Origin of the sequence: Methylophaga sp. (assembly GCF_048266885.1) — a bacterium.
Classification (GTDB): domain Bacteria; phylum Pseudomonadota; class Gammaproteobacteria; order Nitrosococcales; family Methylophagaceae; genus Methylophaga.
The window spans coordinates 1-25,662 of record NZ_JBLWYR010000030.1 but is presented as its reverse complement, the minus strand read 5'-3'; the positions used below and the strand labels follow the sequence as shown (position 1 = coordinate 25,662).

Here is a 25,662-nt window from a genome sequence, read left to right as displayed (position 1 = left end):
AAAGCTTGGCATCACCGATGTAGTTCTGCGTGATGCCCACCAATCACTTTTCGCTACCCGACTTCGTTTAGATGACATGCTGCCGATTGCCGACAAATTAGATCAAGTCGGTTATTGGTCTGTAGAAACCTGGGGCGGCGCGACCTTTGATGCCTGCATCCGCTATCTAGGTGAAGATCCCTGGCACCGTATTCGCAGCCTGAAAGCAGCGATGCCAAATACTCCACAACAAATGTTATTACGTGGACAAAATCTACTGGGTTATCGTCATTATGCAGATGATGTGGTGCGTAAATTTGTTGAAAGAGCCAGTATCAATGGCGTAGATGTATTCCGCGTTTTTGACGCAATGAATGATCCCCGTAACCTTGAAGTTGCTATCAAAGCTGTTCTAGAAAATGAAAAGCACGCACAAGGCACCATGGCCTACACCATCAGCCCAGTACATGATCTGCAAATGTGGCTAGACATGGCCAAACGTATTGAAGATATGGGCGCACATTCATTATGTATTAAAGATATGGCTGGTTTGCTTAAGCCTTACAAAGCTTATGAACTTGTTAAAAGTCTTAAGCAAACCATTGATATCCCAATACATATGCAATCTCATGCTACAACAGGCTTGTCGACTGCAACTATTATGAAATGTGTTGAAGCTGGTATTGATAATGTCGATACCGCTATTTCGTCTATGTCGATGACTTACGCTCATTCAGCCACTGAGTCTGTGGTTGCCATATTTGAAGGCACTGAAAGTGATACCGGATTAAATATCGAATTGCTTGAAGAAATTGCCGCATATTTCCGTGATATTCGGAAAAAATATGCCAAGTTTGAAGGCAGTTTGCGTGGGGTTGATTCACGCATTTTGGTGGCACAAGTTCCCGGCGGCATGCTGACCAATATGGAAAGCCAACTACGCGAACAAAATGCGTTGGATCGCATGGATGAGGTTTTACATGAAATTCCTCGCGTTCGTGAGGATCTAGGTTTTATTCCTTTGGTGACCCCCACTTCGCAAATCGTCGGTTCTCAAGCGGTCATTAATGTATTAACTGGTGAACGTTATAAGTCCATCACAGAAGAAACACAGGGCGTATTACGCGGTGAATATGGTTCTGCACCTGCGCCATTTAATACCGAATTGCAAAAACGCGTGCTAAATGGCGATGAAGCCATTACCTGTCGGCCTGCCGATCTGCTTGAAGATGAAATGGACAAACTGACCAGTGAGTTAATTTCGCTTGCAGATACCGATAATTTCAAACTCGAAGAAGGTGAAAGACAGATTGATGATGTCTTAACGTTCGCCCTATTTAATCAAACTGCCATTAAATTTCTTAAAAACCGTGGCAACCCCGATGCATTTGAACCTTTGCCAACCGCTGAAGCTACTCACGCATCATCAACACCAGCTAAAGCAGCAGGTGCTCCAGAAACCTACACCATCACCGTTAATGGCCAGCAATATGTTGTTGAGGTCAATGAAGGTGGTGATATTAGCCAGATTGATAGCTCTCAAGCTCCACAGCCCAGCCAACCAGCAGCAAGCGAAGGTGTTGCAGTAAAAGCACCATTGTCCGGCAATATCTGGAAAATCATGGTTTCTCAAGGACAAACAGTCAACGAAGGCGATGTATTGCTGATTCTTGAAGCGATGAAAATGGAAACACAAATAGTGGCCGAAAATGACGGTACTGTGACTTCTATCAATGTTAAACCAGGTGACACCGTTAAAGTTGGTGACCATCTCGTTTCAATCGCTTAAGGGCTACTCAAATGGACAAGTTAATACATCTTTGGGAAGCCACTGGCTTCTATCAAATGCAGCCAGGTCAAGGCATCATGATCTTGATCGGTATGTTGTTGTTATATCTGGCAATCAAGAAAAATTTCGAACCGCTATTACTGGTACCAATCGGTTTTGGTGGCGTACTAGCCAATATTCCTGGTGCTGGCTTAGCCGAAGCCGGCGGTATTTTGCATCTGTTTTACGTGGTGGGTATAGAAAGTGGTGCCTTTCCGCTAATCATCTTTATGGGTGTCGGTGCTATGACCGATTTTGGCCCTTTACTTGCCAACCCTAAAACCCTGTTTCTGGGTGCTGCCGCTCAGTTCGGTATTTTTGCGACCTTAATGGGCGCGGTCCTGCTCTCCACCTTTGGTATTTTTGATTTCAGCCTGGCCGATGCTGCAGCCATTGGTATTATCGGTGGTGCTGATGGCCCAACATCAATCTATGTTGCCAGTAAGCTGGCTCCTGACTTGCTGGGTGCTATCGCTGTCGCTTCTTATTCATATATGGCGTTGGTGCCGTTAATTCAGCCACCAATTATGCGTGCTTTGACCAACGAAAAAGAACGTAAAATCCGTATGCACCAGCAAAGACATGTATCGCAACGGGAAAAAATCGTTTTCCCTTTAGTTATACTGATTCTGGTGGCTTTATTCTTACCAGATGCCGCACCATTATTAGGTATGTTCTGCTTTGGTAACTTAATGAAAGAGTGCGCCGTAGTGGATCGTCTGAGTAATACCACACAGAATTCATTAATTAACACGGTCACTATTTTCCTGGGTCTTGCTGTCGGTTCAAAATTAAGTGCAGAAAGCTTTTTGAATAACATGACTTTGGGTATTTTGCTGTTAGGTATGGTGGCTTTTGCTATCGGTACAGCATCCGGTGTGATCATGGCGAAAATTTTAAATAAACTGACCAAAGAACCAATCAATCCGTTAATTGGTTCTGCTGGTGTGTCAGCAGTTCCAATGGCTGCCAGGGTTTCGAACAAACTGGGGCTGGAAGCCGATAAACATAACTTCTTATTGATGCATGCAATGGGACCTAATGTAGCCGGTGTCATTGGCTCTGCGGTTGCAGCAGGTATTTTGATTAATTACGTCGCAAGCTAAACTGATTACGCTCCCTGATAGTTTTTTCAGGGAGCGATTTGTTTGCCTTTGAGCATTTTAACTCCCGCAATCTGACTGCCAAACCCTCTTATTTCACAGGCATACCCCTTAAACGAGGCTTTTGATTCCACCAAGCCCAACCATTTTTCTCCCTGGGCATGATCGCCATTCATCCGGCTAAAACCGAGGCCAAAGCTGTTCAATATAACCAAGGTATTGTTATAGGACATTCCAGGTTTTATTTGCAGGCAGGCCGATTTTATCTTATCGGTTTCCCATACGTAATACAGCGGGTATATCATCACCAGCACGATTGAATACTGAATCAACTTCACTAACAATTTCATGGCCATATTTCCTTTCAATGAGCCATTATCAACTGGGATGATTGTAGAGTGTGTCATGTGGATAAAACGTGACCTAACAATTGTTTTTACAAAATATCAGGAAGCTCCTATGTCAAACGAAATCACACCCGTTCATATCACCAAAAGTCCGGTGGAACTGTTCAAAATCCTTAAATTTGAGGGTATTGCTGACAGTGGCGCCGAAGCCAAAAATATCGTTGCGGAAGGACACGTAAAAGTTAATGGTGAAGTTGAAACTCGCAAGCGTCGACAAATGGTCGCTGGTGATATCTTTCAAATTGGCGACGATCAATGGCAATTAGTCGATTGACATTATCAAGAATTAATATATTATTTTTCGCATATAAGAATTTTCGAATATAGATTTGTTATGGATTTACTCAATTTTCACAAATGCCTGGCCGATGAAACACGTTTGCGTATTGTGTTATTGATCGTTGATCAAGATGAATTATGTGTTTGTGAACTAATTTCAGCATTGCAGATCAGCCAACCGAAAATTTCCCGGCATTTGGCATTACTCCGCCAAAATGGTCTGTTGCAAGATCGTCGTCAGGGACAATGGGTCTATTATCGGCTTAGCCCTTCCCTTCCAGTATGGGCTCAGCAATCAATCGATGCTGCTTATCAAAGTAAACCCGATTTTTTCAAAGAAGACTTATCTAAGTTACAACGCTTGAGTAATTGCTGCTAAAAATTTTAACCAAACATATATGGGTAAACATATATTATGACCAGTACGCCGCTTAAACTTCTATTCCTTTGCACCCATAATGCTTGTCGTAGCATTCTGGCTGAAGCGATTTGTCGTCAGCTTGCTGGTGAGAACTATATTGTCGCCAGTGCAGGCAGCAATCCGGCTGGAACAGTTTTTCCGCAGACACTGCAGAAGCTAACGGAGCATGCTTACAATATTGATGATTTGTTTAGTAAATCATGGGATGCCCTGATTGACTATCAACCCGATATTGTCATCACTGTTTGTGATCAAGCTGCGGGTGAAAGCTGTCCTGTGTGGTTTGGCAAAGCAGTGAAAGGACACTGGGGATTAACCGACGCTTCAAAAGTGGTGGACCCGATTGAAAGAGATCAGACGTTTGATGGGTTAATCAGCTTGCTCGAATCTCGCATCAACGCATTATTACAGATACTTCCAGCTAGATTAGCTGCCGCTGAACTCAGTGCTGAGATTAAACGTATAGGAGCTTCTAACTGATGGGCGTCTTCGAACGGTATTTATCGGTGTGGGTTGGGCTGAGCATTTTGGCGGGCCTATTGTTGGGCAATCTATTTCCGTCCATATTCAATCTGATCGCCGGTTTGGAATATGCCCATGTCAATCTGCTGATTGCGATATTCATCTGGTTAATGATTTATCCAATGATGGTTCAAGTGGATTTCACCGCCATCAAAGATATCGGCAAACGTCCCCAAGGGATTTGGCTGACGTTAGTCATCAACTGGCTTATCAAGCCCTTTACTATGGCCGCACTAGGCTGGTTGTTTTTTAAAGCGTTTTTTTCCGGCTGGGTCGATCCCCAATCGGCTGATGAATATATTGCCGGCATGATTTTACTCGGCGTAGCACCCTGTACGGCGATGGTGTTTATCTGGAGTCAGTTGGTTAAAGGCGATGCCAATTACACATTGGTTCAAGTCTCGCTCAATGACATCATTATGATTTTTGCTTTTGCGCCGATTGCTGCATTTTTATTGGGTATCACTGATTTAACTGTCCCGTGGGAAACCTTGCTGATCTCAGTAGTGTTATATGTTTTATTACCGCTCATAGCAGGCTTTTTTACTCGCCAGAACATCATTAAAAGCAAAGGTTTACCTGCTCTCAACCGTTTTTTAAACCATATCAAACCCTGGTCAATAATAGGCTTGCTGGCGACAGTCATTTTGTTGTTCGGTTTTCAGGCTGAAACCATTCTGCAACAACCTTTTATTATTGTGCTGATTGCTATTCCCTTGTTGATCCAAACTTATGGGATATTTGCTCTGGGTTATTTTGCTGCCATTAAAATGCGGCTGCAACACGATGTGGCTGCACCTGCATGTTTAATTGGTACGTCAAATTTCTTCGAAATGGCGGTTGCTGTAGCCATTTCATTATTCGGACTGCATTCCGGGGCAGCGCTGGCAACCGTGGTCGGTGTGTTGGTGGAAGTGCCCGTCATGCTGACATTAGTCTATTTCGCTAATCGCACCCGACATTGGTTTCCCAAAAATGAGAACTTACCATGACAATTAAAGTTGGTATTAATGGTTTTGGACGCATTGGGCGTCTATGCCTACGCGCAGCATGGCAATGGCCCGAAATTGAATTTGTGCAGATCAACGATCCTGCAGGGGATGCCGAAACTCACGCTCATTTGTTAAATTTTGATTCTGTGCATGGTCGTTGGCATCACCATGCAGAAGCCAATGGCAGCAATATTACAGTCGGTGATAAACCCCTTGCGGTAACCGCGAATAAAGCCATTGATGATACCGATTGGTCAGGCTGTGATGTGGTGATCGAGGCATCAGGCAAAATGCGTGATGGTGCTATGTTGCAAGCCTATTTAGATCAGGGTGTTAAACGTGTGGTGGTGACAGCGCCAGTCAAACAAGCAGGCATCCTAAATGTTGTGATGGGTGTGAATGATGATTTATATGATGCCGATAAACATCGTATTGTCACCGCAGCCTCCTGCACCACCAATTGCTTGGCGCCAGTGGTTAAAGTCATGCATGAAGCCTTAGGCATTAAACATGGCATGATCACCACCATCCATGATTTAACCAACACTCAGTCGATTATGGACACCCCTCACAAAGATTTACGCCGGGCACGCATGTCGGGCACTAACCTGATCCCCACCACAACTGGCAGTGCCACTGCTATTACCGAAATTTTTCCTGAGCTTAAAGGCCGACTTAATGGCCATGCGGTACGAGTGCCATTAGCCAATGCCTCTTTAACCGATTGTGTGTTTGAAGTTGAACGGGCTACCTCAGTTGAGGAAGTCAATGCGTTATTCAAATCAGCAGCAGAAAATGCATTAAACGGAATCCTTGGCTATGAGGAAAAACCCTTGGTATCAAGTGATTATCGAGGCGATCCACGCTCCAGTATTATTGATGCACTATCGACTATGGTCACCAATAATACTCAGGTGAAAATTTACGCTTGGTATGACAATGAATGGGGTTACAGCATGCGTACTATGGAGTTGGTTCGTAAAGTAGGCTTAAGCTGAGTTATCTCGCTCGACGGAAGGTGAGGTTATACCGATAATTCTCGGTCAGTGGATGTTGGCCGGGTTTTAACGTTAATACGCCATGGTAATAGCGTCGGGCGGCTTTACCCCAGACAATTACATCACCATGTTGTAGTGGAATTCGTTGTTTTGGGTCATTTCGTTTGGGGCCACCAAATTGAAAGATGATCGGTAATCCCAGTGACACCGACACTATTGGCTGAGAAAAGTCTGTTTCATCTTTATCTTGATGCAGGCCCATTTTTGCACCAATTTCATAACGATTGATTAGGCAGACATCAGGATTGAAATCAGTAAACCCCGCAAGCTGAGCGGCATTGTTAGCAAGTTGCTCAAAGCATGCCGGCATTGTCGGCCAAGGTTGCTGTGTTTGCGGGTCAATTTTGCTGTATTGATAACCTTGTCGATCGCTATGCCACCCCACATCTCCACAATTGGTTATTGCAGCTGACATATAAAAACCACCCGGTGTCTGCATCTTACGAAAAGCGGATTGCGCTTCGATTTCTGAAATGGCATTTAATAATTGTTCTGCTTGGGCCAGTGCATAATCTTTCAACAGAAAGACATCTGGTAGGATTTGCTCGCATTGCGGAAATTCGTTGCTGGCAAATAAGTCTGCCGTGGTCATTTTGTCAGCATGACCCTTTCACGTCGCAGTAAGGCTTGTTTGCTTTCGACTCCCCAGCGATAACCTGAGAGTGAACCGTCTTTTCGAATCACTCGATGACACGGGATGATCACCGCAATATTATTCGCTGCGCAGGCGCTGGCAATAGCTCTTACCGCACCAGAATTATGCAATTTGTCTGCAATATCGCTATAACACACCGTGGAACCAACCGGAATTTCTCGCAAAGCTTGCCAGACTTGTTTTTGAAAAGTCGTTCCCCGGAGATCTAAATCAAAATCAGTATTTTTTTGGGGGTTATGTATGACCTCAATCACTTTGGAGAGCGTGTTTTTAATACCATTGCCACCATCTATGCATTTTGCTGAAGGGAACTGTTTTTGCAGGCTGCCCATCAATTCTTTTGCCGATTTACCCAAATAAACAGCACAAATGCCGTTGGCCGATTCACCAACCAACACTTTTCCCACTGGGCTAATGCCAATAGCAAAATGAATTTGCTCGATTACCGGTGCAATGACCCTCAATTCACTAGCCATCATTGATTGTCCTCTGTTCACGTTGCGTTCACCTTCGCGTTGTTAGTTTAGATTTTAAACCTAATTCCTTTGTCAGTTTAACAGTAAGGAATTTGCCGATGCATACAGTTTAAAATTCCATTAAGCTGTCGTTAATATAGGAATTTTTCCTGGAAAATCATTATGAAACTGAAACTAATTTTGCTTTTACTCTGTTCTCCCATGCTTGCACAAGCTGGCGCGGTGTCTCAGCTCGGTACAGGTGACCCACTTAAATTGGTTTATCAGGAAATGCTTTACCAATATCAGGTTGGCCTGGAATTGCACAAACAATACGACTTCAAGCAACCACTTGATGTGATGCAATGCAAAAATCAACATGGATATATTCAAACTCGGGCTAGATCCATGGTAGGCACTGCGAATCAGGTCGAGGAAGAAATTCGTAGTGATGTAATTGATGCGGCATGGTTCGCATTAAATTGTTCACGTTGCGGAAGTGCGGTAGATAGTTGCGATGTTGTTCCAGAAAAATTGGAATTCATTAAATTGCAACTTGAGGCTAAACAAAAGGCCAAAGCTGAGCAACAATAATTCGTTGCATACATCGCTCAGTGTTGTTTTTTTAAGTGCTTTACTGCAACCAAAAAACTGTTGTGTTGAATAAAAGATTCAGTACCAACGGGTGTTAATCTCTTGATTGCAGTTAAACACCGCCAGTAATTTCAAGTATTTCCCGCTCCAAATTCTTTTTTATACCAGAGGTATTTTATGAATCAATCGCAGGATATTACTTTGCTATCCCCTATCAAAATAGATGCTTTGACATTAAAAAATCGAATGGTTATGGCGCCATTGACTCGCAATAGAGCGGGTGAAGGTCTTGTACCAACTGAAATGAATGTGACCTATTACCAGCAACGTGCATCTGCTGGTCTGATTATTAGTGAAGGTACACAAATTGCCGATGATGCTCTGGGATACCCATTAACGCCTGGCATTCACTCAGAAGAACAGATAGCGGGTTGGCATAAAGTAACTGACGCCGTTCATAAAGAAGAAGGTTTAATTTTCGTACAGTTATGGCATTGCGGCCGGGTTTCACATAGTTCAATGCTGCCAAACGGCATGAAACCGCTCGCTCCCTCCGCAATCAAACCAGCAGGTGAAGTTTATACCTATGAAGGCATGAAACCGTATGAAACGCCCCATGCTATAGAAACAGCCGATATCCCAAGGATTATTGAACAATATCGTCACGCCGCATGTTGTGCGGTTGAAGCAGGCTTTGATGGTGTCGAAATTCATGCAGCCAACGGCTATCTGTTAGATCAGTTTTTACGCGATGGCTCAAACAAACGCGACGATCAATATGGTGGCAGTATCGAAAATCGGGCTCGCTTGATCATGGAAGTGACTGCTGCAGTTTGTGAAATTTGGGATCCTAAAAAAGTAGGCATTCGCCTATCTCCATTACAGCCATTTAATGACTTGTATGATTCAAATCCCGAAGCAACCTTTGGCTATATGGTTAAAGCCCTTAATAAATTCGGTTTGGGCTATCTGCATATCACCGAGATGGGTGCAGAAAATCCTGGGGCTGCTGGCCCCTATTTTGATATAAGCTCATTGCGTGGGTTGTGGGATGGCATCTATATGACCAACAGTAATTATGATTATGAATCGGGAAATAAGGCGCTCAACGAAGCCAAGGCTGATATGATTTCATTTGGAAAGTTATTTCTTGCTAACCCTGACTTACCTGAGCGTTTTGCAGAAAATGCCCCACTCAACGCACCGGATCCAGAAAGTTTTTATGGTGGCGATGAAAAAGGCTATATTGATTATCCCTTTCTCCAACCAACATAAGTTTAAAATTCATTCGATAAAAAAAACCGGCTGAGCCGGTTTTTTTATGTCTACAGATTTAGGCACTCGAAATATTCAAGCCTAATTAGCAGGCAATGGGCTTAGCTGGTGTGTAATAATCATATTTGCACTTGTTCAGGGTTTTATATGGATTTTATCAATACACTTTTTCTACTCGGTGGCCTGCTTATCACTTTAAGCATTCTTGGCAGCCGACTTTCATCAAAGTTTGGGCTTCCATTACTGATCATCTTTTTAGCTTTAGGCATGTTGGCTGGCGAAGAAGGTATTTTGGGTATTCAGTTTGATGATTACTCCATGGCTTTTCTTATCGGACATCTTGCTCTGGCGATGATCCTGCTAGATGGTGGCTTACGTACCAGATTAAAAACGTTTCGTGTCGGTTTCAAACCTGCACTGTCACTCGCCACTCTAGGTGTATTACTCACTAGTGGTGGCATTGGGTTGCTTGCAATGTGGGTCTTTGACCTCAGTCTATTTGAAGGCTTACTTATTGGTGCCATAGTAGGATCAACCGACGCCGCTGCTGTTTTTTCCATGCTTAGTGGACGAGGTATTAACCTTAACGAGCGTGTCGGTGCCACGCTCGAAATTGAATCCGGAACCAATGATCCCATGGCCATTTTTCTAACCATTATGTTAGTTGAATTGCTGACGGGTGAAATCGGTGGCCCACTGGATACCCTTTTATTTTTAGTCGAACAATTTGGCTTTGGCCTGGTTATTGGCATTGGTGGTGGCTGGTTAATAGCCAGATTACTCAGTTGGTTGGATTTAGCCCCAGGGCTTTATGCCATGCTGGCCTTAGCGCTGGGCTTTAGTGTATTTGGCCTGACCGGTGCAATTGGTGGCAGTGGATTTTTGGCTATTTATTTATGTGGCTTAATGATTGGTAACCGTCCAGGACGCCATTTAAATTTCATTCTTCCAGTGCATGATGGTTTGGCCTGGCTCAGTCAAATCGGTTTGTTTTTGATATTGGGTTTATTGGTAAATCCAAGTGAATTAATCCAGTATGCCCTGCCCGCTCTGGTTATCGCATTCGCATTAATTTTTGTTGCCAGACCCATTGCTGTCGTCCTTTCGGTCAAACCTTTTTTTCGCTTTCGCTGGCGTGAAATCGGTTTTATATCCTGGGTTGGATTACGCGGTGCAGTACCAATTGTATTAGCAATTTTCCCCGTCATTGGCGGAGTTGAAAATGCATCTTTATATTTCAACGTCGCTTTTGTGGTGGTGTTGCTTTCATTGTTAATTCAAGGCAGCACGTTGTCGTTGATGGCACGTTGGATGCGGGTTGAAGTTCCGGTTGGCATTACACCCAATCATCGTGGCGCATTAGGAATATTGCCGGAAAACGATTATGAGTTGTTTGTTTATCGTATTGAGAACGAACAGCTGGATGGTCAGCCGATCCGATTGATACGTTTTCCATCCGGTACGTTGATTTCAGCGTTATTTCGTAATCATGTGATGTTGCATCCTAAAGGCAGTACCGAACTCAAACTTAACGACACTATTTGTGTCATTAGCCGTAATGAGGATTTGGATGCACTTAATCAAATCTTTAGTGGACATTCCAAGCTCAAACAAAAAGAGGCTTTTTTCGGCTCATTCAATATTCGTGGTGATGCATTGTTAGAGGATGTTGCTAGAGCCTATGGTTTGGTGATCAGCTCTGCCCAAACAGGCATGACGGTAAGTGATTTTATTTCACGCCGTGTGGGTGGCCACCCGGTGGTGGGTGACGATGTGGATTGGCATGGTATTCATTGGGTGGTTAATGAAGTTGATGGCGACAAGATCATCAAAGTTGGACTCAGGTTGTATTAATTGAGACCAGCGTATATTTCCAATACACCATTAATCACAAATTGCACGGCTATTACCGAGAGAATGATGCCAAATATACGGGTAACGATTTCTTTACCCGTTTCGCCCAGATAACGCACCAGAAAATGTGAATAGACCATTGCCAGATAACACGATCCTGTTGTGAGCAGGATCGCGGCAAATACCACGATTAAATGCCAAGCAGTTGGTGCCTCACTGGTCAAAATCATCACCGTGGCAATAGCACCAGGTCCGCTCATAAACGGGATAGCCAGCGGAATGACTGAAATATCTTTGGCGATTTTGCCTTCGATTGCCGGATCGGAAGCACTGCTGGTTTCGCCTTCGTCCAATCCTTTGTGAATCATACTCATAGCAATACCAAATAAAATAAGGCCACCAGCAATACGAAAGGCCTCAATAGTAATACCAAATATTTTGAAAATCAGACCACCCAGCAAGGCAAAAACAAAAAACACCCCGGTGGCAATCAGACTAGAACGTTTGGCAACCGCCTTGCGGGTGGTTTCGGAAGTGCGAGGTAGTAGCGAGACAAACATAAATGCCGTCGTTAATGGATTCACAATCACAAACAACGCTGCAATTGCGATGATCCAATAATCAAATAAGTCCACTGCACTCATGATTTTCCCAATATATTAAAAAAGCTATGTTCGCATATAACGACCAATGAAATTTTGCATTCTCGTTATGAATCCGCCAAAAAAATTTTCAATGATGGGTTTATTGCTTGTCTTGAAGATCGTTTATCAGCATTTTCATTTCATCAATTTCCCGGCGTTGTGCCTCAATAATTTCATCGGCCAATTCACGTACCCGTGGATCACTAATCTGTGCCCTTTCACTGGTCAAAATTGCGATGGAGTGATGTGGAATCATGGCTTTCATATAAGACACATCATCAACCGTGGTTTGGCTTCTTACCAGCCAGAGGGAACCAATAAGAATCAAAATACTGACAAGATAAATAATGATATTGACGGTGACATTGGAATACATATGTAACATAAAGCTCAACATCACTATTGCCATGGTAGCCCCCATAATGAGTGCCATATAACTTCGGGTTTCACTGAAAAACGCATGATTAAGCTGGTATGTATTCAAATACATTAAACCAAACATTACCAGTGTTGATGTCAATATCATTGCAACAAATTTGACATACATTTTCATCAGCTTATCTCCTAGTTAACACCCCTTGAAATGAAAGAAATATTTGTTTTTTTATCAAGTTAACATTTTTAAGCTAGCCATTAAAATAACCAATGGTATTAACCCATTATGGAAATTATCTTATGGGAAAACAGATAGGATGAAGGTTATCTTAACGACGATGAGTTAATAGTTCTGAAATAGTTAAAAACTCGTATCCTTGCTGCTGCAAACCACGAATAATTAATGGCAGTGCTTGGCGTGAAGCTTCTCCGCTTTCATACATGGTATGCAAGAGAATAATCGATCCCGGCTGAATATTATCCAGTACATATTGCGCCATAGTCTCCGCATCTTTTCTCACATCATTAGTCGAACGGGAATCTGGCCCCAAACTCCATGAAATATTAAGCCGATTGGTTTGATTGAGATACCAGGGAAGTACAAATAGTTTTTTGGTATACGGTGCCCGAAAATGTATGTCGCCTTGATAACCTGCTTGCCGTATCACTTCATCAGTTTTTTCAATTTCCTGACGGATCGTAGATAGCGATTTAAACACTATCCGTGGATGGGTATAAGAGTGGTTTCCTAGTTCATGTCCATGTTGGACAATTTGTCTGGCTTGTTCAATAAATCGCTGGGTTTCCTGACCAACAACAAAAAAAGTGGCGTTTACATTATGAGCATCTAAAATCTGCAACACGGGTTCTGTGTATTGCACTGAAGGGCCGTCATCCAAGGTTAAAGCGACGACCTTTTGGTTTGTTTCCACCTTGCTGACAATATTGCCAAATAGTTGAAACTGCCTTGAATTAACTAGCTGATATAACCCAGTGAGCAGCAAAATTAAAATAATGATGCTAAATAAAATCATCTTTTTAATCTGCACAGCAAGCCCAATTTGAAAAGATAAGAGTTATAGATAATACCCCAAAAAAAAGCCCGGATAATTCCGGGCTAAATATCAAGCAAATTGACCACTGCGATAATCAGCAAAGGCCTGTTCCAGCTCGGCGCGAGTATTCATTACAAATGGTCCCGCCCGTTCAACCGGTTCGTTAATTGGTTTCCCGGCTACGACGATAAAAGTACTGTCCTGCTCAGCTAGGACTTTCACCGCATCGCCTTCTTTTAATACCGCCAGTTGCGAGGCACCGATTGAAGTCGGTTTATCGCCGATACTGACTCGCCCTGCAGCCACGTAAACAAAGGCATTATGGGTAGACGGTATAGTGTCTTCAAACACACTGCCAGCAGGCGCATCAATTACAAAATAAACCGGTTCAACAAAACTGTTATCAATAACACCTTTAGTCCCTTTGACCGTTTCACCGGCAACTACTTTTACCGTTAAACCTGCTTCGCGTGTTTCTATTGCAATCTCGCTGGCAGTTTTTTCCTGATAACGTGGCGCCATCATTTTCTGTTCAGCGGGCAAATTCACCCACAATTGGAAACCTGCCAACAAACCCGCTTCCTGCTCAGGTTTTTCCGAGTGGATAATGCCGCGTCCTGCTGTCATCCATTGCACACCGCCAGTTTCAATGACTCCTGCATTACCGGCACTGTCCTCATGACGCATCTTGCCAGCCAACATGTAGGTTACCGTTTCAAAACCACGATGCGGATGGGGTGGAAAACCGGCAATATAGTCTTCTGGTTTATCGCTACCAAACGCATCGAACAGTAAAAACGGATCCAACATATCTATTTCATGCGAGGCAATTAACCGTCTTAACGATACCCCCGCCCCATCCGAGGTCATCTGACCCCGTATCCATTTTTTCACTTCACGTTGTTGTGCCATGATGGCCTCCTTACGCCGTAATCACTGCAGCCAATTTCTCGCTGCTGTCCGGCTGTTCAAAATAATGATTGGCATTGACCAATGTGACATCACTAATGCCAATAAACTGCATAAAAAATTTCAAATACTGACTGGCAAAATCCACATCACTTTCCAGTGGTACGCCACCTGATGCCATCACCAGATAAACTTTCTTGTTTTCCAGTAATCCGACAGGGCCATTTTCGGTATAGCGAAAGGTTTCACGCGCTCTGGCCACCAGGTCAATCCAGGCTTTGAGTACTGCCGGTATACCAAAGTTATAAATCGGTACCGCCAGAACCATTACATCCGCTGACTTCACTTCATTAATCAGCTGATCAGACAAGGCCAATACATTTTTTTGTGCCTCACTTCTATCTGCCGGATCGGTAAAATTGGAATTAATCCATTCTTCGTTGATAAATGGCAAACCTGAAGCCACATCACGTTGCTGCACGATGACATCATGTTGATTAGCCAATATTTCGGTCAACTGAGTCGATACAGTCCGGGTTAATGATCCGTCATAACGACCACTGGCATTAATATGTAATACGTTTAACTTTTGCATCATTTAATTCCTTATCTACGCACAGCTAACGCTGCATCAATTGAAAACTGTTTTGCACCATGGCTCATCAACACCAAAAAGCCACCAGCAATCGCGATATTTTTCATAAACAAAATACTTTGCATTTGATCGGCAAAATCCAGGTGAAAAAACACCGCCGATAAAATTGAAAACCCCGCCAGTAAAAAAGCAGTAATACGGGTTTGAAATCCAACAATAATCACGATCGCTCCCAATATTTCAGTGGCGATCACCAGCGGTAATAGAGCAGGCGAAATCCCCATAGCTGCCATGTATTGAGCTGTTCCTTCATAGCCAGCACCAAGCTTGCTTAAACCTGCACTGAGAAACAGCACTGAAAGTAAAACCCGACCTGTCAAATCGATAATATTGCTAAACATTTTTTTATTTCCTTGTTAAGTAAGTACGGTGCCATTTTATAGTTCTTGAAATTTAGATAAAGAATGCTATAAAGAAATTATTGTTTATAAATAAAGAACAATAAGAGGAGGTGTTGGTGAATCAAATTGAAGATATGCAAACGTTTAAACGTATTGTTGAAGCCGGCAGTATTAGCCTCGCTGCAGAACAGCTTGATACCGTGAAATCAGCGGTCAGTAAGCGCTTAAAGGACCTGGAAAAGCGTTTGAATGTAACATTGCTGCAACGCACCACCCGACGCCAAACGCTGACCGAGGCCGGGCATCGTTATTATCAGCATTGCTTGCGTTTACTGGATGATATTGCTGAAGCGGAAGCGCAGATATCGGATATTGAAGCTGAACTCAGTGGCAAACTGCGTATTTCTGCACCCGTCTCGTTTGGTTTAATGCATCTGGGCCCTGCTCTGCAGGAGTTTCAACTGATACATCCATTGATTGAAATGTCGATTGATTTTAATGATCGACTGGTTGATTTGATTGCCGACGGTTTTGATTTGGCGATACGCATCGCCAAGCTGGATGACTCAACATTAATTGCCAAAAAACTATCGTCTACCCGACTAGTTGTTTGTGCCAGTCCCGAATATCTTGCTTTTCGCGGCACCCCGATTATCCCTACCGATCTCACTAATGGTCATGCCATTTTGCATTATCGAAACACCTCTGAAACTTGGCAGTTTCAACAAGATGGCAGCCCGATTAGCCTGCATTTACAAGGGAAAATTTCTGCTAATAATGGCAATTTTCTATGTGATGCTGCCATCGCAGGACAAGGTATTATCACTTCGCCTGATTTCATCTGTTACCAAGCAGTACAGTCTGGTCAACTACAGGTCATATTACGTGACTATATGCACGACAGTGAGCTTGGCATTTACGCGGTGTACCCACAAACCCGTTATTTGCCAAGACGTAGCCAGATCTTGATTGCTTATTTGCAAAATTATTTCTCCCGTAATGCACCCTGGCTGGATTGCTGAACCATTTGACAGCCATTTGAGACAATGCTCAACTGTCGGCCATAACAATAAGCTTCACTATCATTACTGAGAGAAATATATGACTGAAATCTATGGTTCACAGCACCGACAATTACAACAGGAATTTAATAAAGAAAAGCTCGCCGATCGGGTTGGCGAGGCCATCATCACCGATTACATAACTGACCAGCACCGCGAGTTTATCGCCAGCCGCGATTTCTTTTTTCTGTCGACAGTCGATCACCGTGGTTTTCCAACTTGCTCATATAAAGGTGGTGATGTTGGCTTTGTCAAAATCCTGGATGAAAAGACACTTGCTTTCCCTAGTCTGGATGGCAACGGCATGTATCTGTCGATGGGTAATATTGATGCCAATAAAAAAATCGGCATGCTGTTTATCGATTTTGAAACTCCGCATCGCGTACGAGTGCATGGCACTGCACAACTAAGCCGTGATCCTGCAGACCTGGCTTTATTCCATGAAGCTGAACTAGTGGTCAAAGTGACCATTGAGGATATGTTTCAGAACTGTCCACGTTATATACATCGCTATAAACGTATAAGTGAATCACGTTATGTGCCTAAAACTGAATGTGAGACCCCGTTACCCGTGTGGAAACGACTTGATGCATTACAAGATGTTATTGAGGATGAAGAAAAAGCCAAAGTGGCTTTGGAAGGCGGCATTATTACCATGGAAGAATATGAAGCCTTATTGCTTAAAGGCGAAGCATAATTTATTAAATATCAGTGGTTTGCGCACCACTATGTCTCATCGCTACCACATTGATATTTAGGGAAAATTTCATGTAAGTGATCAACGCCCGGAAAATCAGCATTTCGGGTGTCGATCATTTTTGCGGCTAAATCCTTGCTTGAAAATCCATATTGCGAAGCGAATACTCAATCATCCAAGGCCTTAGAGTTGAGGATAAAAACAATGATTTCGATTCGCCCAAGCGCAGTTGCAGGTTTGTATTATCCCGCCCGATCGACAGAGCTGGAAGACCTGCTCACTAAACAATTTGATAAACCATCTGATCATATACACCATCGTGCTAAGGCACTGATTGTGCCTCATGGCGGTTATTTCTATTCTGGCCAGGTTGCCGCCAAGGCTTACCAATCTTTAATCGAAATTGCCGATGATATTGAACGCGTTATTTTAATTGGCCCTTCTCACCGTACCGACTTTAAAGGCGTCGCTATGAGTGAGGCAGATTATTTTGCCACTCCAATGGGCAGTGTTGCGGTAGACAAAAAAATCTATCCACAATTAAGTCGTATTAAAGGAGTGGAAACCTACGAAAGTCCGCATGATAGTGAGCATTGTCTGGAAGTCCAATTACCTTTTTTGCAATATTCTTTAAATCAATTTGAAATCGTACCTCTATTAACTGGTAAAGCTAGTTCTTCTCTTATTGCGGATGTATTGGGTGCAGCTACTCAGGATGCCAAATCATTAATCGTGATTAGTTCTGATTTAAGTCATTATCTGGATTATGAAACCGCTCGTAAAATAGACCAATACACTTCTCAGGCGATAATCAGCATGGATAATCACGATCTTGATAAATTTCATGCTTGTGGAAGTGATGCGATCCGGGGTTTTCTAGAATATGCCCGCAATGAAAATATGTCCGGGCAAATCATGGCTCTAAGCAATTCAGGGGATGTGGTGGGCAAAAAAGAGAGTGTTGTTGGCTATGGAGCCTATTTATTTGAATAAAATCATGGCTGTTCAATAGCACGATTTACTGCATCTACAATCGATTGACATACCCAGGCACCGGGAAGACGGATTTTATCTTCGTCTCCTGGTGTGTATTTTCCGGTTTGCACCAGACAGGCTCTCAACCCCGCCGCCAAAGCACCTTCCACATCAGCGAAAGCATCGTCGCCAATCATCAACACTTCTTCATCAGAAAAACCTGTTGATTCAACAGCGGTTTTAAAAAATGCTTTCGCAGGTTTACCTAAAATTTCGGCTTCCACATCACAGGCAAATTCAAGGGCAGCTATAAAAGGACCTGCATCTAATTGCAACTGATCGTTTTGCCGGAAATAACGATTCAACCCCACTCCTAATAAGGGGGCGCCATTCATTATCAACTGGAATGCGTGATTCATATTCTCATAGCCAAATCCCTCTGCGGCATCAGCTATGACCACAGCATTAGGAGAATTCTGATCTAGATCGGCAAATTCCGGACGCAGCTTTTCATGTACCAAACAATAAGGTCGTAACCGGCGTTGCTGTAACACTAATCTTAATGCTCCCGGGGCCGTCAGCACTTCATCCATACTGAGATCAAAGCCCATTTGCAATAACGATTGCAACATGTCAGCACTGGTACTGCGAGAGGTATTGGTCACAAAACGCACAATTTTTTGCTCATCACGTGCCAACTGAATCGCTTCAACAGCCCCCGTTACCGGTTGACTATCAACATGCAATACACCACTGATATCAAATAAAATCGCTTTTATCATCACAGTCACCTCGGGCATGTCATAGATAAAACAAATTATGTTCGGTTAACCAATGACAAACAATCAGCTGAATAAATTCAAACTGGTTTCAAGTCTATGAAATAGCGACCAAACTAGGGCCTGTTAATCTTTCATAGCCGCCTCTGTTGTGACTGAAAATGTACCAATCAAGGCGTGAGGAGTGCGGTTTGTGAGATACATATCTCACCCAATTGGGGCTGACGCTCAAAAACGCTCCCGGCGTTTTTGTAGCCATTCTAAATAAACGACGAATAACGCAGAGTGGTACATTTTCAGTCACAACCCGAAGGGCTGGGACTATTTTTCCGCCCCACGGCGTTGGAAATGACTTATGTAGAATAACTACACTGCATCATTTGCGCCTTGTGAGACGAAAAAATAGCCTCCAGCAGTGGTGGCAATGAAAAATTAACAGGCACCATCAAACAAGATAGAATAGCCGCCTTTTACACTCTCCCAGTTACAGGTTACGCTTATGAAAGCTCCACAGGTCGGTTTTGTTAGTCTCGGTTGCCCCAAAGCGCTTGTCGACAGCGAACGCATTATCACCAAGCTACGTTCCGAAGGGTATGAGATTTCCGCCAATTACGATGATGCTGATCTCGTTGTTGTTAATACCTGTGGGTTTATTGATTCTGCTGTTGAAGAATCGCTGGAGAGTATCGGCGAAGCCATCGCCCATAATGGCAAAGTTATTGTAACTGGCTGTTTAGGGAGCCGTGATAACACGATTCGTGAAAGGCATCCGCAGGTGCTGGAAATTACCGGTGCCCATGCGTTGGAAGAAGTCGTTGGTGCTGTACATAAACACTTACCACAACCCCATGATCCGTTTATCAGTCTGGTACCACCTGAAGGCATCAAACTGACTCCTCGTCATTATGCTTACCTGAAAATATCTGAAGGCTGTAATCATCGCTGTACCTTCTGCATTATTCCGTCAATGCGTGGTGACTTAGTCAGCCGCCCGGTAAATCAAGTTATAGCTGAAGCAAAACGTTTAGCCGATGCTGGTGTAAAAGAAATCCTCGTTATATCCCAGGACACCAGTGCCTATGGTGTGGATTTGAAATATGCGGAATATGAATGGCAAGGTGAAAAAATTGCCACTCGCTTTACTGCCATGGCCAAAGCACTGGGCGAACTCGGCATCTGGGTACGGATGCATTATGTTTACCCATACCCGCATGTTGATGATGTGATTCCATTGATGGCTGAAGGTAAGATTCTGCCTTATCTCGATATTCCATTTCAGCATGCCAGCCCACGTATTCTGAAATTGATGAAACGCCCCGCCTCTTCTCAGAATAATCTTGAACGTATCCGGGCGTGGCGTGCGATTTGTCCTGAAATCACTTTACGCAGTACCTTTATCGTAGGCTTCCCTGGTGAAACTGAAGCCGAATTTGAAGAATTATTGGATTTTCTGGATCAGGCACAACTGGATAAAGCTGGGGCATTTAAATATTCACCGGTTGATGGGGCCGTGGCAAATCAATTGCCTGATCCGGTACCGGAAGAAGTTAAAGAACAACGTTTGGCCCGCTTTATGGCTAAACAAGCCGAAATCAGTGCTCAGCGTTTGCAACAAAAAGTGGGCAAACGCGATTTTGTCATTATTGATGAAGTCGTTGAAGAAGGAGCGGTGGGACGTAGTCGTGCCGATGCACCAGAAATAGATGGTCAGGTATTTATCGACCACGCGACACATTTAAAGGTTGGAGATATCGTCGAAGTTGAATTCGAAGAAGCCGATGAACACGACCTCTGGGCCAGACTTGTTTAAGAACTGATACGGTTCTTACCAGCTTCTTTTGATTGATAAAGGGCGTTGTCAGCACGAATAGACAAACGCATGGCTGACTCGCCCTGCCGCAATTGAGCAACACCGAAACTACTGGTTATCGTTGCCCGCTTATCCAGTTTTGCCTCGACAATCAGTTGACGTAATTTTTCGGCGGTATGGGCAGCTGCTTCAAGACCTGTGTTGGGCAACAAAATCATAAATTCATCGCCACCCCAACGTGCCAATAAATCAATTTCGCGAATATTTTTTTTCAACAATCGGCTCATTTGCACTAACACCATATCGCCATTGGCATGACCAAACTCATCATTAACAATTTTAAAGTCATCAATATCAAGTGCAATGACAGATAACGGTTGATGAAAACGTTCGGCACGTTCAACCTCGAGTTCCAGCGTTTTTTCGAGACGGTAACGATTCGCTACGCCGGTGAGGGTGTCGGTTTCGGCTAGACGCTGAACTTCAGCAATTTTGCTTTCCAGTTCTGCATTGGCTTCGATTAGTTGATGAGTACGCTCTTCTACCAGATCCTCTAGGGAGTGATTTTGCTGAGCCAGTTGCTCCAAATTCAGCTTTCGCTCATGAATGTCACGATGTGCACCGATCATTCTGGCGACCGAGCCATCGTCATTCCACTCAATAATTTTGGCGCGATCTTCTAACCATAAATATGTGTTATCAGCCTTACGAAATCGATATTCAATATGATAAGTGCTGGTGTGATTATGAATATAATCGTCAAAGTGTTTAAGTACGCGAACTCGATCTTCGGGATGTAATGAACCTTCCCAAAAGTCTATGGTAGAAGGGATAGCTTCTGTAGGATAGCCCAACATACGGCCCCATCCTGGACTACGATAAACATAGCCAGTGTTAGCATGCCAGTCCCATACACCATCGCTAATAATGTCTAATACAACCTGTAGACATTCGTTATCGACTTCGCCCAACCCCGTCTTCATACCCAATCCTTAGTAATCAAACACTTAAGAGCGGAAGTATCTTACAAAAATTTATGTGACGCAAGTCACAATAAATTTAGGGATTGTCGGACGTTTATAATCAGTTCAGTTTTAAGATACGGATTAAGTAACGATAGTACTGATCAAATAAGCGGTATAAGCGAAAAAGACCAACATTAATGCGCTACCTTCAACTCGATTGATTCGCCCTTGTCTGCCGCGCAGACCAAAACCAAATATAAATACTGCTACGGTCAAACCAGCCATTACTGCAATGTCACGAGTTAATATTTCCGCTGGCACTGCAAATGGATGTATCAAGCCAGCAATACCGACTACGGCCAGAGTATTGAATAAGTTTGAGCCAATAACATTGCCGAGTGCGATATCATGCTCGCCCTTTTTCACTGCAATCAGCGACGAAGCGAGTTCAGGTAACGATGTTCCAATAGCGACTATGGTTAAGCCAATTATCAAGTCACTCACTCCGAACGCTACCGCAATTTCAACGGCACCCCAGACCAAAATACGTGAACTGATAATCAAAAAAACCAAGCCGATAAACAACCAAATCAAGGCTTTTTTCAAACTCATAGATTCAGTATTAAATTCAGCTTCCATTTCTGTACCAAAGGCATCAGGCGCTTTTTGCATACCCTGATAAATGGTCCACCCCATCAACACAAAAAATACCAATATAAGAATACCGGCATCTAATCTCGATAAGGATCCATCAGCTAATTGCCATGCGGCTAATGCCGTTACCGCTATCAAAATGGGCAATTCTTTGCGTAATACCTGCGAATGTACTGCAATGGGACTTAATACAGCAGTTAAGCCTAAAATTAATGCGATATTGGTGATATTGGAACCATAGGCATTACCTAAAGCCAGCCCTGGGTTTCCTTGCGTAGCAGCTAGAGCAGAAACGACCATTTCCGGTGCCGACGTACCAAAACCGACAATCACCATACCAATCAATAAAGGCGGCATACCAAAGTAACGAGCGGAGACGGCCGCACCATCAATAAATCGATCAGCACTCCAAACGAGTAAAATCAAACCAAATATCACCGCAGCAAAGGCAAGTGTCATATGTTCTCCGGAAAAAATTTTGAGGAATTTATCGGGTAATTATCAGGGTTCAAGCAGCATACTGGCAATTCAAATCTATTAACGACCTTTCAACCGCACATGACGGCGCAGTATACGTTGATTTTCGTTTTGTACATCTTCACGATTGCGCCATGCCCATAAACGATCCCGACTTTGTTTAGAAGTTTCTTTAATATCAACAATCGGATAAGGATAATCTCTGCCTAATTGAAAATTAAACATCACCTCTTCCATCGGTGTGACTTCCCACGGGCGATGAATAATCTCATTAGGCAAGTCTCTCAGTTCAGGTAACCATTCACGGATAAATTTACCTTCAGAATCCTGCTCTTCAGCTTGTTTAGTTGGATTGTAAATTCGAATTGTGTTGGTACCTGTTACCCCTGCCTGCATTTGTAATTGTGGATAGTGAATTCCCGGTTCAAAATCCAGAAATATTTGAGCTAAATGATAACTGCCACGACGCCAATCAATATGCAATTGATGGCATAAAAAACTGACCAACATGGCACGCATACGAAAATTGATATAGCCAGTTCCCATCAAGCAACGCATGCTTGCATCGACCAGCGGATAACCGGTTTTACCGCGTTGCCAGGCGATTAAATCAACTTCAGATTGTCTATCTTCTCGCCAGGGATAGCTTTGATACCCGCGGTTTACATGGCGAAATTCCATTACTGTTTCGCTTTCAAATTTCTGCATAAAATGACAATGCCAGTGTAATCGCGAAGCCAATGCAGATAAGGCTCTGCGCCAACCTGGTTCATTCCAGTGATCAAGCAACTGCTGATACATTTGCCGCAAACTGATATTACCCCAGGCTAAATAAGGAGACATTCTGGAACAAGTCTGGCGACTTAGATCCGGACTGGAAATATGTTTGTGATAGTTTTTTCCTCGCTCGGCAAAAAAATCGGCCAATACCTTATTTGCCGTTAACTCGCCACCGTATTGAAATTGTTCATCAGCCTGTTGCCACTCAGCTGGCGGGCTAAAATCAGGCAATGATAAATCAATAATAAATTGTGCCTGTTGCCATTGGGATTCGATTAGAGGAGCCCGCATCACCTGTTGCCAATGTTTGTCCCAATCATTACGTGTTTTAGCCGCACGAACCACCGCACCTTGTGCAAATTCGTGCCAGCTGATCTTTTGCTGGTTGAAATGTTGTTTTAAGGTTTTATCCCGGTCAAAAGTGATATTCAGACCAATTTCCAGATGACTGAAAACGGCTTCAATCTGATAATGCTGCTGTAACTGCTGAAAGACCTCAACTGCTTCACCTTCAATAACAACAACGTAACTTTTAACAGAGGCTAATTGCTGATTGAGTTGCTGCAAGGATTGCCAGACAAATCGCCAATGACGCATGCTGTAATGAGGATCAGCCACCAGTGACGGTTCGACTATAAGCAACAATAAAATAGGTAAATTCTGCTCACAGGCCGCATGTAAAGCGGCATTATCTGCAAGCCTTAAATCGCGTTTGAACCAGACGATATTAATGGATTGCCGCGTCATTATCGTTTGGGGGGCGGCATAATTGGCCAGTCGGCAGCATCGACTGAATCCAATGGAACGAGATCAATATCACCTTGCCAGCGACGAATAAATTCACCGTTGGGATCATATTGTTGGGTCTGCTTTTCTATATTGAAATGCCGCCCACCTCTTGGATCAGCCCCTACTCCAGCAATATACTGCCAATTGCCCCAATTAGCGGCGACATCATAATCAATTAATTGCTGCTCGAAATATGCTGCGCCAAAACGCCAATCCAGATTCAAATCATAAACAAAACAACTAGCGACAATCTGCCTGCCACGGTTTGACATATACCCCGTTTCATTCAACTGCTTCATACATGCATTGACCAGCGGATATGGCGTATTGCCATTGCACCATTTCTGATAGCGCTCAGGATAATAACAACGTCGACTTTTGCTATTTTTTATCCCATCAACACGAAATAACTTGGCACCATGGCGTAAGGCATACCACTGAAAATACTCCCGCCACAGCAATTCAAAATAAATCCAGTAAGTGGAATCATTGCTGAGATTATTCTGCTCAAAAGCTCTAAGTTTACTCACCAGATGCCGAACAGACAGACAGCCCAGCGCCAACCAGGGTGAAAATTTGGTCGAATGTTGCCAGCCATCCAGTTCGTTTCTGACTTGTTTGTAATTTGCTGGCAGATCTGCTGAAAAATACTCATTGATATGTTTTAACGCCGAAGTTTCGCCGCCTTTAAATGCAGAAGGTTTGAATTGTGGTGAAGCAAGAGTGTCGATAGCAACAGGTCCCGGTGGTGGCGGTAATTTCTGGGGTGCTGACATGGGTCTGGGCAATGCTAAGTCTTCTACCAGTTTGCGAAACTGCGTAAAACTGTCAGGTAATTCACTAACAGCAAAAGGCAAGTCGTCTGCGGCAAACAGGGTATGACTAACTTCGGTAATAAACTTTAGCTGTGGAAATTGTTGTTGCAGCAAATGCCAATGCCGATTTTCATAGACACCGACATGCTGGCTGCGAACGATGATATCAACGTTATATAACTCAATTAATTCTGTTAAAGCTAAATGTGGTGTTTGCTGTTTAATGATCAGCTGTTGTCCGACTTGTTGTAATTGCTGCTGAAGATCTAACAAAGATTCGCCTAAAAACTGTAAGCGGCGCTCTCCCATCGCTTTGGCATTTAGCCCATTAGGTCTGAACCACTGTGGATCAATACAAAATACACAGATCAGTTTATCAACCGCCTGCATTTTCCATAATGCAGGTTGATCATGCAGTCGCAGATCATTGGTAAACCAAAATAATCCTGTGGTCATGGC

28 protein-coding genes are annotated in these 25,662 nt (G+C 43.4%); 14 read left to right on the top strand and 14 right to left on the bottom strand.

What is annotated here, in order from left to right:
- Nucleotides 1–1,768 (top strand): sodium-extruding oxaloacetate decarboxylase subunit alpha (oadA, locus tag ACN0V2_RS12565; protein ID WP_417551171.1); only part of this gene is annotated, 1,768 nt, incomplete at its 5' end.
- Nucleotides 1,769–1,779: 11 nt separating this feature from the next.
- Nucleotides 1,780–2,913: a sodium ion-translocating decarboxylase subunit beta gene (locus ACN0V2_RS12560; protein WP_417551170.1), complete on the top strand. Its 1,134-nt coding sequence runs from the start codon at nucleotides 1,780–1,782 to the stop codon at nucleotides 2,911–2,913.
- A 26-nt stretch (nucleotides 2,914–2,939) separates the two neighbouring features.
- Here ACN0V2_RS12560 and ACN0V2_RS12555 read toward each other — a convergent pair whose 3' ends face one another.
- On the bottom strand, nucleotides 2,940–3,260 hold the full coding sequence (locus tag ACN0V2_RS12555; protein WP_417551169.1) for a hypothetical protein: 321 nt from the start codon (nucleotides 3,258–3,260) through the stop codon (nucleotides 2,940–2,942).
- Nucleotides 3,261–3,369: 109 nt separating this feature from the next.
- Between ACN0V2_RS12555 and ACN0V2_RS12550 the strand changes: the two genes are divergently transcribed.
- The 5 genes from ACN0V2_RS12550 to ACN0V2_RS12530 are packed head-to-tail and all read left to right on the top strand — an operon-like array spanning nucleotide 3,370 to nucleotide 6,529.
- Nucleotides 3,370–3,591 (top strand): RNA-binding S4 domain-containing protein, encoded by a 222-nt coding sequence (locus tag ACN0V2_RS12550; protein WP_417551168.1) that lies wholly within the window; start codon nucleotides 3,370–3,372, stop codon nucleotides 3,589–3,591.
- Between the two features lie 60 nt (nucleotides 3,592–3,651).
- Entirely contained in the window at nucleotides 3,652–3,975 is a 324-nt protein-coding gene (locus tag ACN0V2_RS12545; RefSeq protein WP_417551167.1) for a metalloregulator ArsR/SmtB family transcription factor, read from the top strand.
- A 36-nt stretch (nucleotides 3,976–4,011) separates the two neighbouring features.
- Nucleotides 4,012–4,497: an arsenate reductase ArsC gene (locus tag ACN0V2_RS12540; protein WP_417551166.1), complete on the top strand. Its 486-nt coding sequence runs from the start codon at nucleotides 4,012–4,014 to the stop codon at nucleotides 4,495–4,497.
- Entirely contained in the window at nucleotides 4,497–5,531 is a 1,035-nt protein-coding gene (gene arsB, locus ACN0V2_RS12535) for an ACR3 family arsenite efflux transporter (RefSeq protein WP_417551165.1), read from the top strand. Before ACN0V2_RS12540 ends, arsB begins: the two co-directional genes overlap by 1 nt.
- A complete protein-coding gene (locus ACN0V2_RS12530; protein WP_417551164.1) occupies nucleotides 5,528–6,529 on the top strand; it encodes an ArsJ-associated glyceraldehyde-3-phosphate dehydrogenase in 1,002 nt (333 codons plus the stop codon). The genes arsB and ACN0V2_RS12530 overlap by 4 nt, the downstream gene beginning before the upstream one ends.
- A 1-nt stretch (nucleotide 6,530) precedes the next feature.
- Here ACN0V2_RS12530 and alkB read toward each other — a convergent pair whose 3' ends face one another.
- A complete protein-coding gene (alkB, locus tag ACN0V2_RS12525; RefSeq protein WP_417551163.1) occupies nucleotides 6,531–7,181 on the bottom strand; it encodes a DNA oxidative demethylase AlkB in 651 nt (216 codons plus the stop codon).
- Nucleotides 7,178–7,741: a methylated-DNA--[protein]-cysteine S-methyltransferase gene (locus ACN0V2_RS12520; RefSeq protein WP_417551162.1), complete on the bottom strand. Its 564-nt coding sequence runs from the start codon at nucleotides 7,739–7,741 to the stop codon at nucleotides 7,178–7,180. The genes alkB and ACN0V2_RS12520 overlap by 4 nt, the downstream gene beginning before the upstream one ends.
- Nucleotides 7,742–7,882: 141 nt before the next feature.
- Here ACN0V2_RS12520 and ACN0V2_RS12515 point away from each other — a divergent pair, with 141 nt between their 5' ends.
- From ACN0V2_RS12515 to ACN0V2_RS12505, 3 genes are all read left to right on the top strand, one after another.
- Entirely contained in the window at nucleotides 7,883–8,293 is a 411-nt protein-coding gene (locus ACN0V2_RS12515; RefSeq protein ID WP_417551161.1) for a hypothetical protein, read from the top strand.
- A 177-nt stretch (nucleotides 8,294–8,470) separates the two neighbouring features.
- Nucleotides 8,471–9,568 (top strand): alkene reductase, encoded by a 1,098-nt coding sequence (locus ACN0V2_RS12510; protein WP_417551160.1) that lies wholly within the window; start codon nucleotides 8,471–8,473, stop codon nucleotides 9,566–9,568.
- Between the two features lie 147 nt (nucleotides 9,569–9,715).
- On the top strand, nucleotides 9,716–11,422 hold the full coding sequence (locus ACN0V2_RS12505; RefSeq protein ID WP_417551159.1) for a potassium/proton antiporter: 1,707 nt from the start codon (nucleotides 9,716–9,718) through the stop codon (nucleotides 11,420–11,422).
- Here ACN0V2_RS12505 and ACN0V2_RS12500 read toward each other — a convergent pair.
- The 6 genes from ACN0V2_RS12500 to ACN0V2_RS12475 form a co-directional block, all read right to left on the bottom strand.
- Nucleotides 11,419–12,066 carry a MarC family protein gene (locus ACN0V2_RS12500; protein ID WP_417551158.1) on the bottom strand — a complete coding sequence of 216 codons (648 nt, stop codon included), beginning with the start codon at nucleotides 12,064–12,066 and terminating at the stop codon, nucleotides 11,419–11,421. The two genes, ACN0V2_RS12505 and ACN0V2_RS12500, sit on opposite strands and share 4 nt — an antisense overlap.
- Before the next feature lie 100 nt (nucleotides 12,067–12,166).
- Nucleotides 12,167–12,619, bottom strand: a complete 453-nt coding sequence (locus ACN0V2_RS12495; protein ID WP_417551157.1) for a DUF305 domain-containing protein — start codon at nucleotides 12,617–12,619, stop codon at nucleotides 12,167–12,169.
- A gap of 151 nt (nucleotides 12,620–12,770) precedes the next feature.
- Nucleotides 12,771–13,475 carry a polysaccharide deacetylase family protein gene (locus ACN0V2_RS12490; RefSeq protein ID WP_417551156.1) on the bottom strand — a complete coding sequence of 235 codons (705 nt, stop codon included), beginning with the start codon at nucleotides 13,473–13,475 and terminating at the stop codon, nucleotides 12,771–12,773.
- A gap of 90 nt (nucleotides 13,476–13,565) precedes the next feature.
- The gene (locus ACN0V2_RS12485) at nucleotides 13,566–14,408 is read right to left on the bottom strand and encodes a pirin family protein (protein WP_417551155.1); all 843 of its coding nucleotides are present in this window, start codon (nucleotides 14,406–14,408) and stop codon (nucleotides 13,566–13,568) included.
- A gap of 10 nt (nucleotides 14,409–14,418) precedes the next feature.
- Nucleotides 14,419–15,003 (bottom strand): FMN-dependent NADH-azoreductase, encoded by a 585-nt coding sequence (locus ACN0V2_RS12480; RefSeq protein ID WP_417551154.1) that lies wholly within the window; start codon nucleotides 15,001–15,003, stop codon nucleotides 14,419–14,421.
- An 8-nt stretch (nucleotides 15,004–15,011) separates the two neighbouring features.
- Entirely contained in the window at nucleotides 15,012–15,401 is a 390-nt protein-coding gene (locus tag ACN0V2_RS12475) for a DoxX family protein (protein ID WP_417551153.1), read from the bottom strand.
- Between the two features lie 116 nt (nucleotides 15,402–15,517).
- On the opposite strand from ACN0V2_RS12475, the gene ACN0V2_RS12470 reads away from it, so the two are divergent.
- The 3 genes from ACN0V2_RS12470 (at nucleotide 15,518) to amrB (ending at nucleotide 18,152) form a co-directional block, all read left to right on the top strand.
- Entirely contained in the window at nucleotides 15,518–16,423 is a 906-nt protein-coding gene (locus tag ACN0V2_RS12470) for a LysR substrate-binding domain-containing protein (RefSeq protein WP_417551152.1), read from the top strand.
- A gap of 79 nt (nucleotides 16,424–16,502) precedes the next feature.
- On the top strand, nucleotides 16,503–17,159 hold the full coding sequence (locus tag ACN0V2_RS12465; RefSeq protein ID WP_417551151.1) for a pyridoxamine 5'-phosphate oxidase family protein: 657 nt from the start codon (nucleotides 16,503–16,505) through the stop codon (nucleotides 17,157–17,159).
- 204 nt (nucleotides 17,160–17,363) lie between these two features.
- Complete coding sequence (gene amrB, locus ACN0V2_RS12460) at nucleotides 17,364–18,152, top strand: AmmeMemoRadiSam system protein B (RefSeq protein WP_417551150.1); 789 nt, start codon at nucleotides 17,364–17,366, stop codon at nucleotides 18,150–18,152.
- A gap of 2 nt (nucleotides 18,153–18,154) precedes the next feature.
- Here amrB and ACN0V2_RS12455 read toward each other — a convergent pair whose 3' ends face one another.
- Nucleotides 18,155–18,916, bottom strand: coding sequence for a TIGR01458 family HAD-type hydrolase (locus tag ACN0V2_RS12455; protein ID WP_417551149.1), 762 nt, complete (start codon nucleotides 18,914–18,916; stop codon nucleotides 18,155–18,157).
- A gap of 496 nt (nucleotides 18,917–19,412) precedes the next feature.
- On the opposite strand from ACN0V2_RS12455, the gene rimO reads away from it, so the two are divergent.
- Nucleotides 19,413–20,723, top strand: coding sequence for a 30S ribosomal protein S12 methylthiotransferase RimO (rimO, locus tag ACN0V2_RS12450; protein ID WP_417551148.1), 1,311 nt, complete (start codon nucleotides 19,413–19,415; stop codon nucleotides 20,721–20,723).
- On the opposite strand, the gene ACN0V2_RS12445 is transcribed toward rimO, so the two are convergent.
- The 4 genes from ACN0V2_RS12445 to ACN0V2_RS12430 all read right to left on the bottom strand — a co-directional run.
- Nucleotides 20,720–21,706: a diguanylate cyclase gene (locus ACN0V2_RS12445; RefSeq protein WP_417551147.1), complete on the bottom strand. Its 987-nt coding sequence runs from the start codon at nucleotides 21,704–21,706 to the stop codon at nucleotides 20,720–20,722. The genes rimO and ACN0V2_RS12445 overlap by 4 nt on opposite strands.
- Before the next feature lie 123 nt (nucleotides 21,707–21,829).
- Entirely contained in the window at nucleotides 21,830–22,801 is a 972-nt protein-coding gene (locus ACN0V2_RS12440) for a calcium/sodium antiporter (RefSeq protein ID WP_417551146.1), read from the bottom strand.
- 78 nt (nucleotides 22,802–22,879) lie between these two features.
- Nucleotides 22,880–24,346: a deoxyribodipyrimidine photo-lyase/cryptochrome family protein gene (locus ACN0V2_RS12435; protein WP_417551145.1), complete on the bottom strand. Its 1,467-nt coding sequence runs from the start codon at nucleotides 24,344–24,346 to the stop codon at nucleotides 22,880–22,882.
- On the bottom strand, nucleotides 24,346–25,662 hold a 1,317-nt coding region (locus ACN0V2_RS12430), incomplete at its 5' end, for a DASH family cryptochrome (protein WP_417551144.1). The genes ACN0V2_RS12430 and ACN0V2_RS12435, both read right to left, overlap by 1 nt.

Coding starts and splice junctions, on each gene's coding strand:
- amrB (WP_417551150.1), top strand. CDS start 17,364: ATGATTTCGATTCGCCCAAGCGCAGTTGCAGGTTTGTATTATCCCGCC.
- ACN0V2_RS12540 (WP_417551166.1), top strand. CDS start 4,012: ATGACCAGTACGCCGCTTAAACTTCTATTCCTTTGCACCCATAATGCT.
- ACN0V2_RS12500 (WP_417551158.1), bottom strand. CDS start 12,066: ATGAGTGCAGTGGACTTATTTGATTATTGGATCATCGCAATTGCAGCG.
- ACN0V2_RS12490 (WP_417551156.1), bottom strand. CDS start 13,475: ATGATTTTATTTAGCATCATTATTTTAATTTTGCTGCTCACTGGGTTA.
- ACN0V2_RS12505 (WP_417551159.1), top strand. CDS start 9,716: ATGGATTTTATCAATACACTTTTTCTACTCGGTGGCCTGCTTATCACT.
- ACN0V2_RS12530 (WP_417551164.1), top strand. CDS start 5,528: ATGACAATTAAAGTTGGTATTAATGGTTTTGGACGCATTGGGCGTCTA.
- ACN0V2_RS12475 (WP_417551153.1), bottom strand. CDS start 15,401: ATGTTTAGCAATATTATCGATTTGACAGGTCGGGTTTTACTTTCAGTG.
- ACN0V2_RS12480 (WP_417551154.1), bottom strand. CDS start 15,003: ATGATGCAAAAGTTAAACGTATTACATATTAATGCCAGTGGTCGTTAT.
- alkB (WP_417551163.1), bottom strand. CDS start 7,181: ATGACCACGGCAGACTTATTTGCCAGCAACGAATTTCCGCAATGCGAG.
- ACN0V2_RS12485 (WP_417551155.1), bottom strand. CDS start 14,408: ATGGCACAACAACGTGAAGTGAAAAAATGGATACGGGGTCAGATGACC.
- ACN0V2_RS12560 (WP_417551170.1), top strand. CDS start 1,780: ATGGACAAGTTAATACATCTTTGGGAAGCCACTGGCTTCTATCAAATG.
- ACN0V2_RS12435 (WP_417551145.1), bottom strand. CDS start 24,346: ATGACGCGGCAATCCATTAATATCGTCTGGTTCAAACGCGATTTAAGG.
- ACN0V2_RS12515 (WP_417551161.1), top strand. CDS start 7,883: ATGAAACTGAAACTAATTTTGCTTTTACTCTGTTCTCCCATGCTTGCA.
- ACN0V2_RS12545 (WP_417551167.1), top strand. CDS start 3,652: ATGGATTTACTCAATTTTCACAAATGCCTGGCCGATGAAACACGTTTG.
- ACN0V2_RS12465 (WP_417551151.1), top strand. CDS start 16,503: ATGACTGAAATCTATGGTTCACAGCACCGACAATTACAACAGGAATTT.
- ACN0V2_RS12495 (WP_417551157.1), bottom strand. CDS start 12,619: ATGAAAATGTATGTCAAATTTGTTGCAATGATATTGACATCAACACTG.
- ACN0V2_RS12550 (WP_417551168.1), top strand. CDS start 3,370: ATGTCAAACGAAATCACACCCGTTCATATCACCAAAAGTCCGGTGGAA.
- ACN0V2_RS12555 (WP_417551169.1), bottom strand. CDS start 3,260: ATGAAATTGTTAGTGAAGTTGATTCAGTATTCAATCGTGCTGGTGATG.
- ACN0V2_RS12440 (WP_417551146.1), bottom strand. CDS start 22,801: ATGACACTTGCCTTTGCTGCGGTGATATTTGGTTTGATTTTACTCGTT.
- ACN0V2_RS12510 (WP_417551160.1), top strand. CDS start 8,471: ATGAATCAATCGCAGGATATTACTTTGCTATCCCCTATCAAAATAGAT.
- ACN0V2_RS12445 (WP_417551147.1), bottom strand. CDS start 21,706: ATGAAGACGGGGTTGGGCGAAGTCGATAACGAATGTCTACAGGTTGTA.
- ACN0V2_RS12455 (WP_417551149.1), bottom strand. CDS start 18,916: ATGATAAAAGCGATTTTATTTGATATCAGTGGTGTATTGCATGTTGAT.
- rimO (WP_417551148.1), top strand. CDS start 19,413: ATGAAAGCTCCACAGGTCGGTTTTGTTAGTCTCGGTTGCCCCAAAGCG.
- arsB (WP_417551165.1), top strand. CDS start 4,497: ATGGGCGTCTTCGAACGGTATTTATCGGTGTGGGTTGGGCTGAGCATT.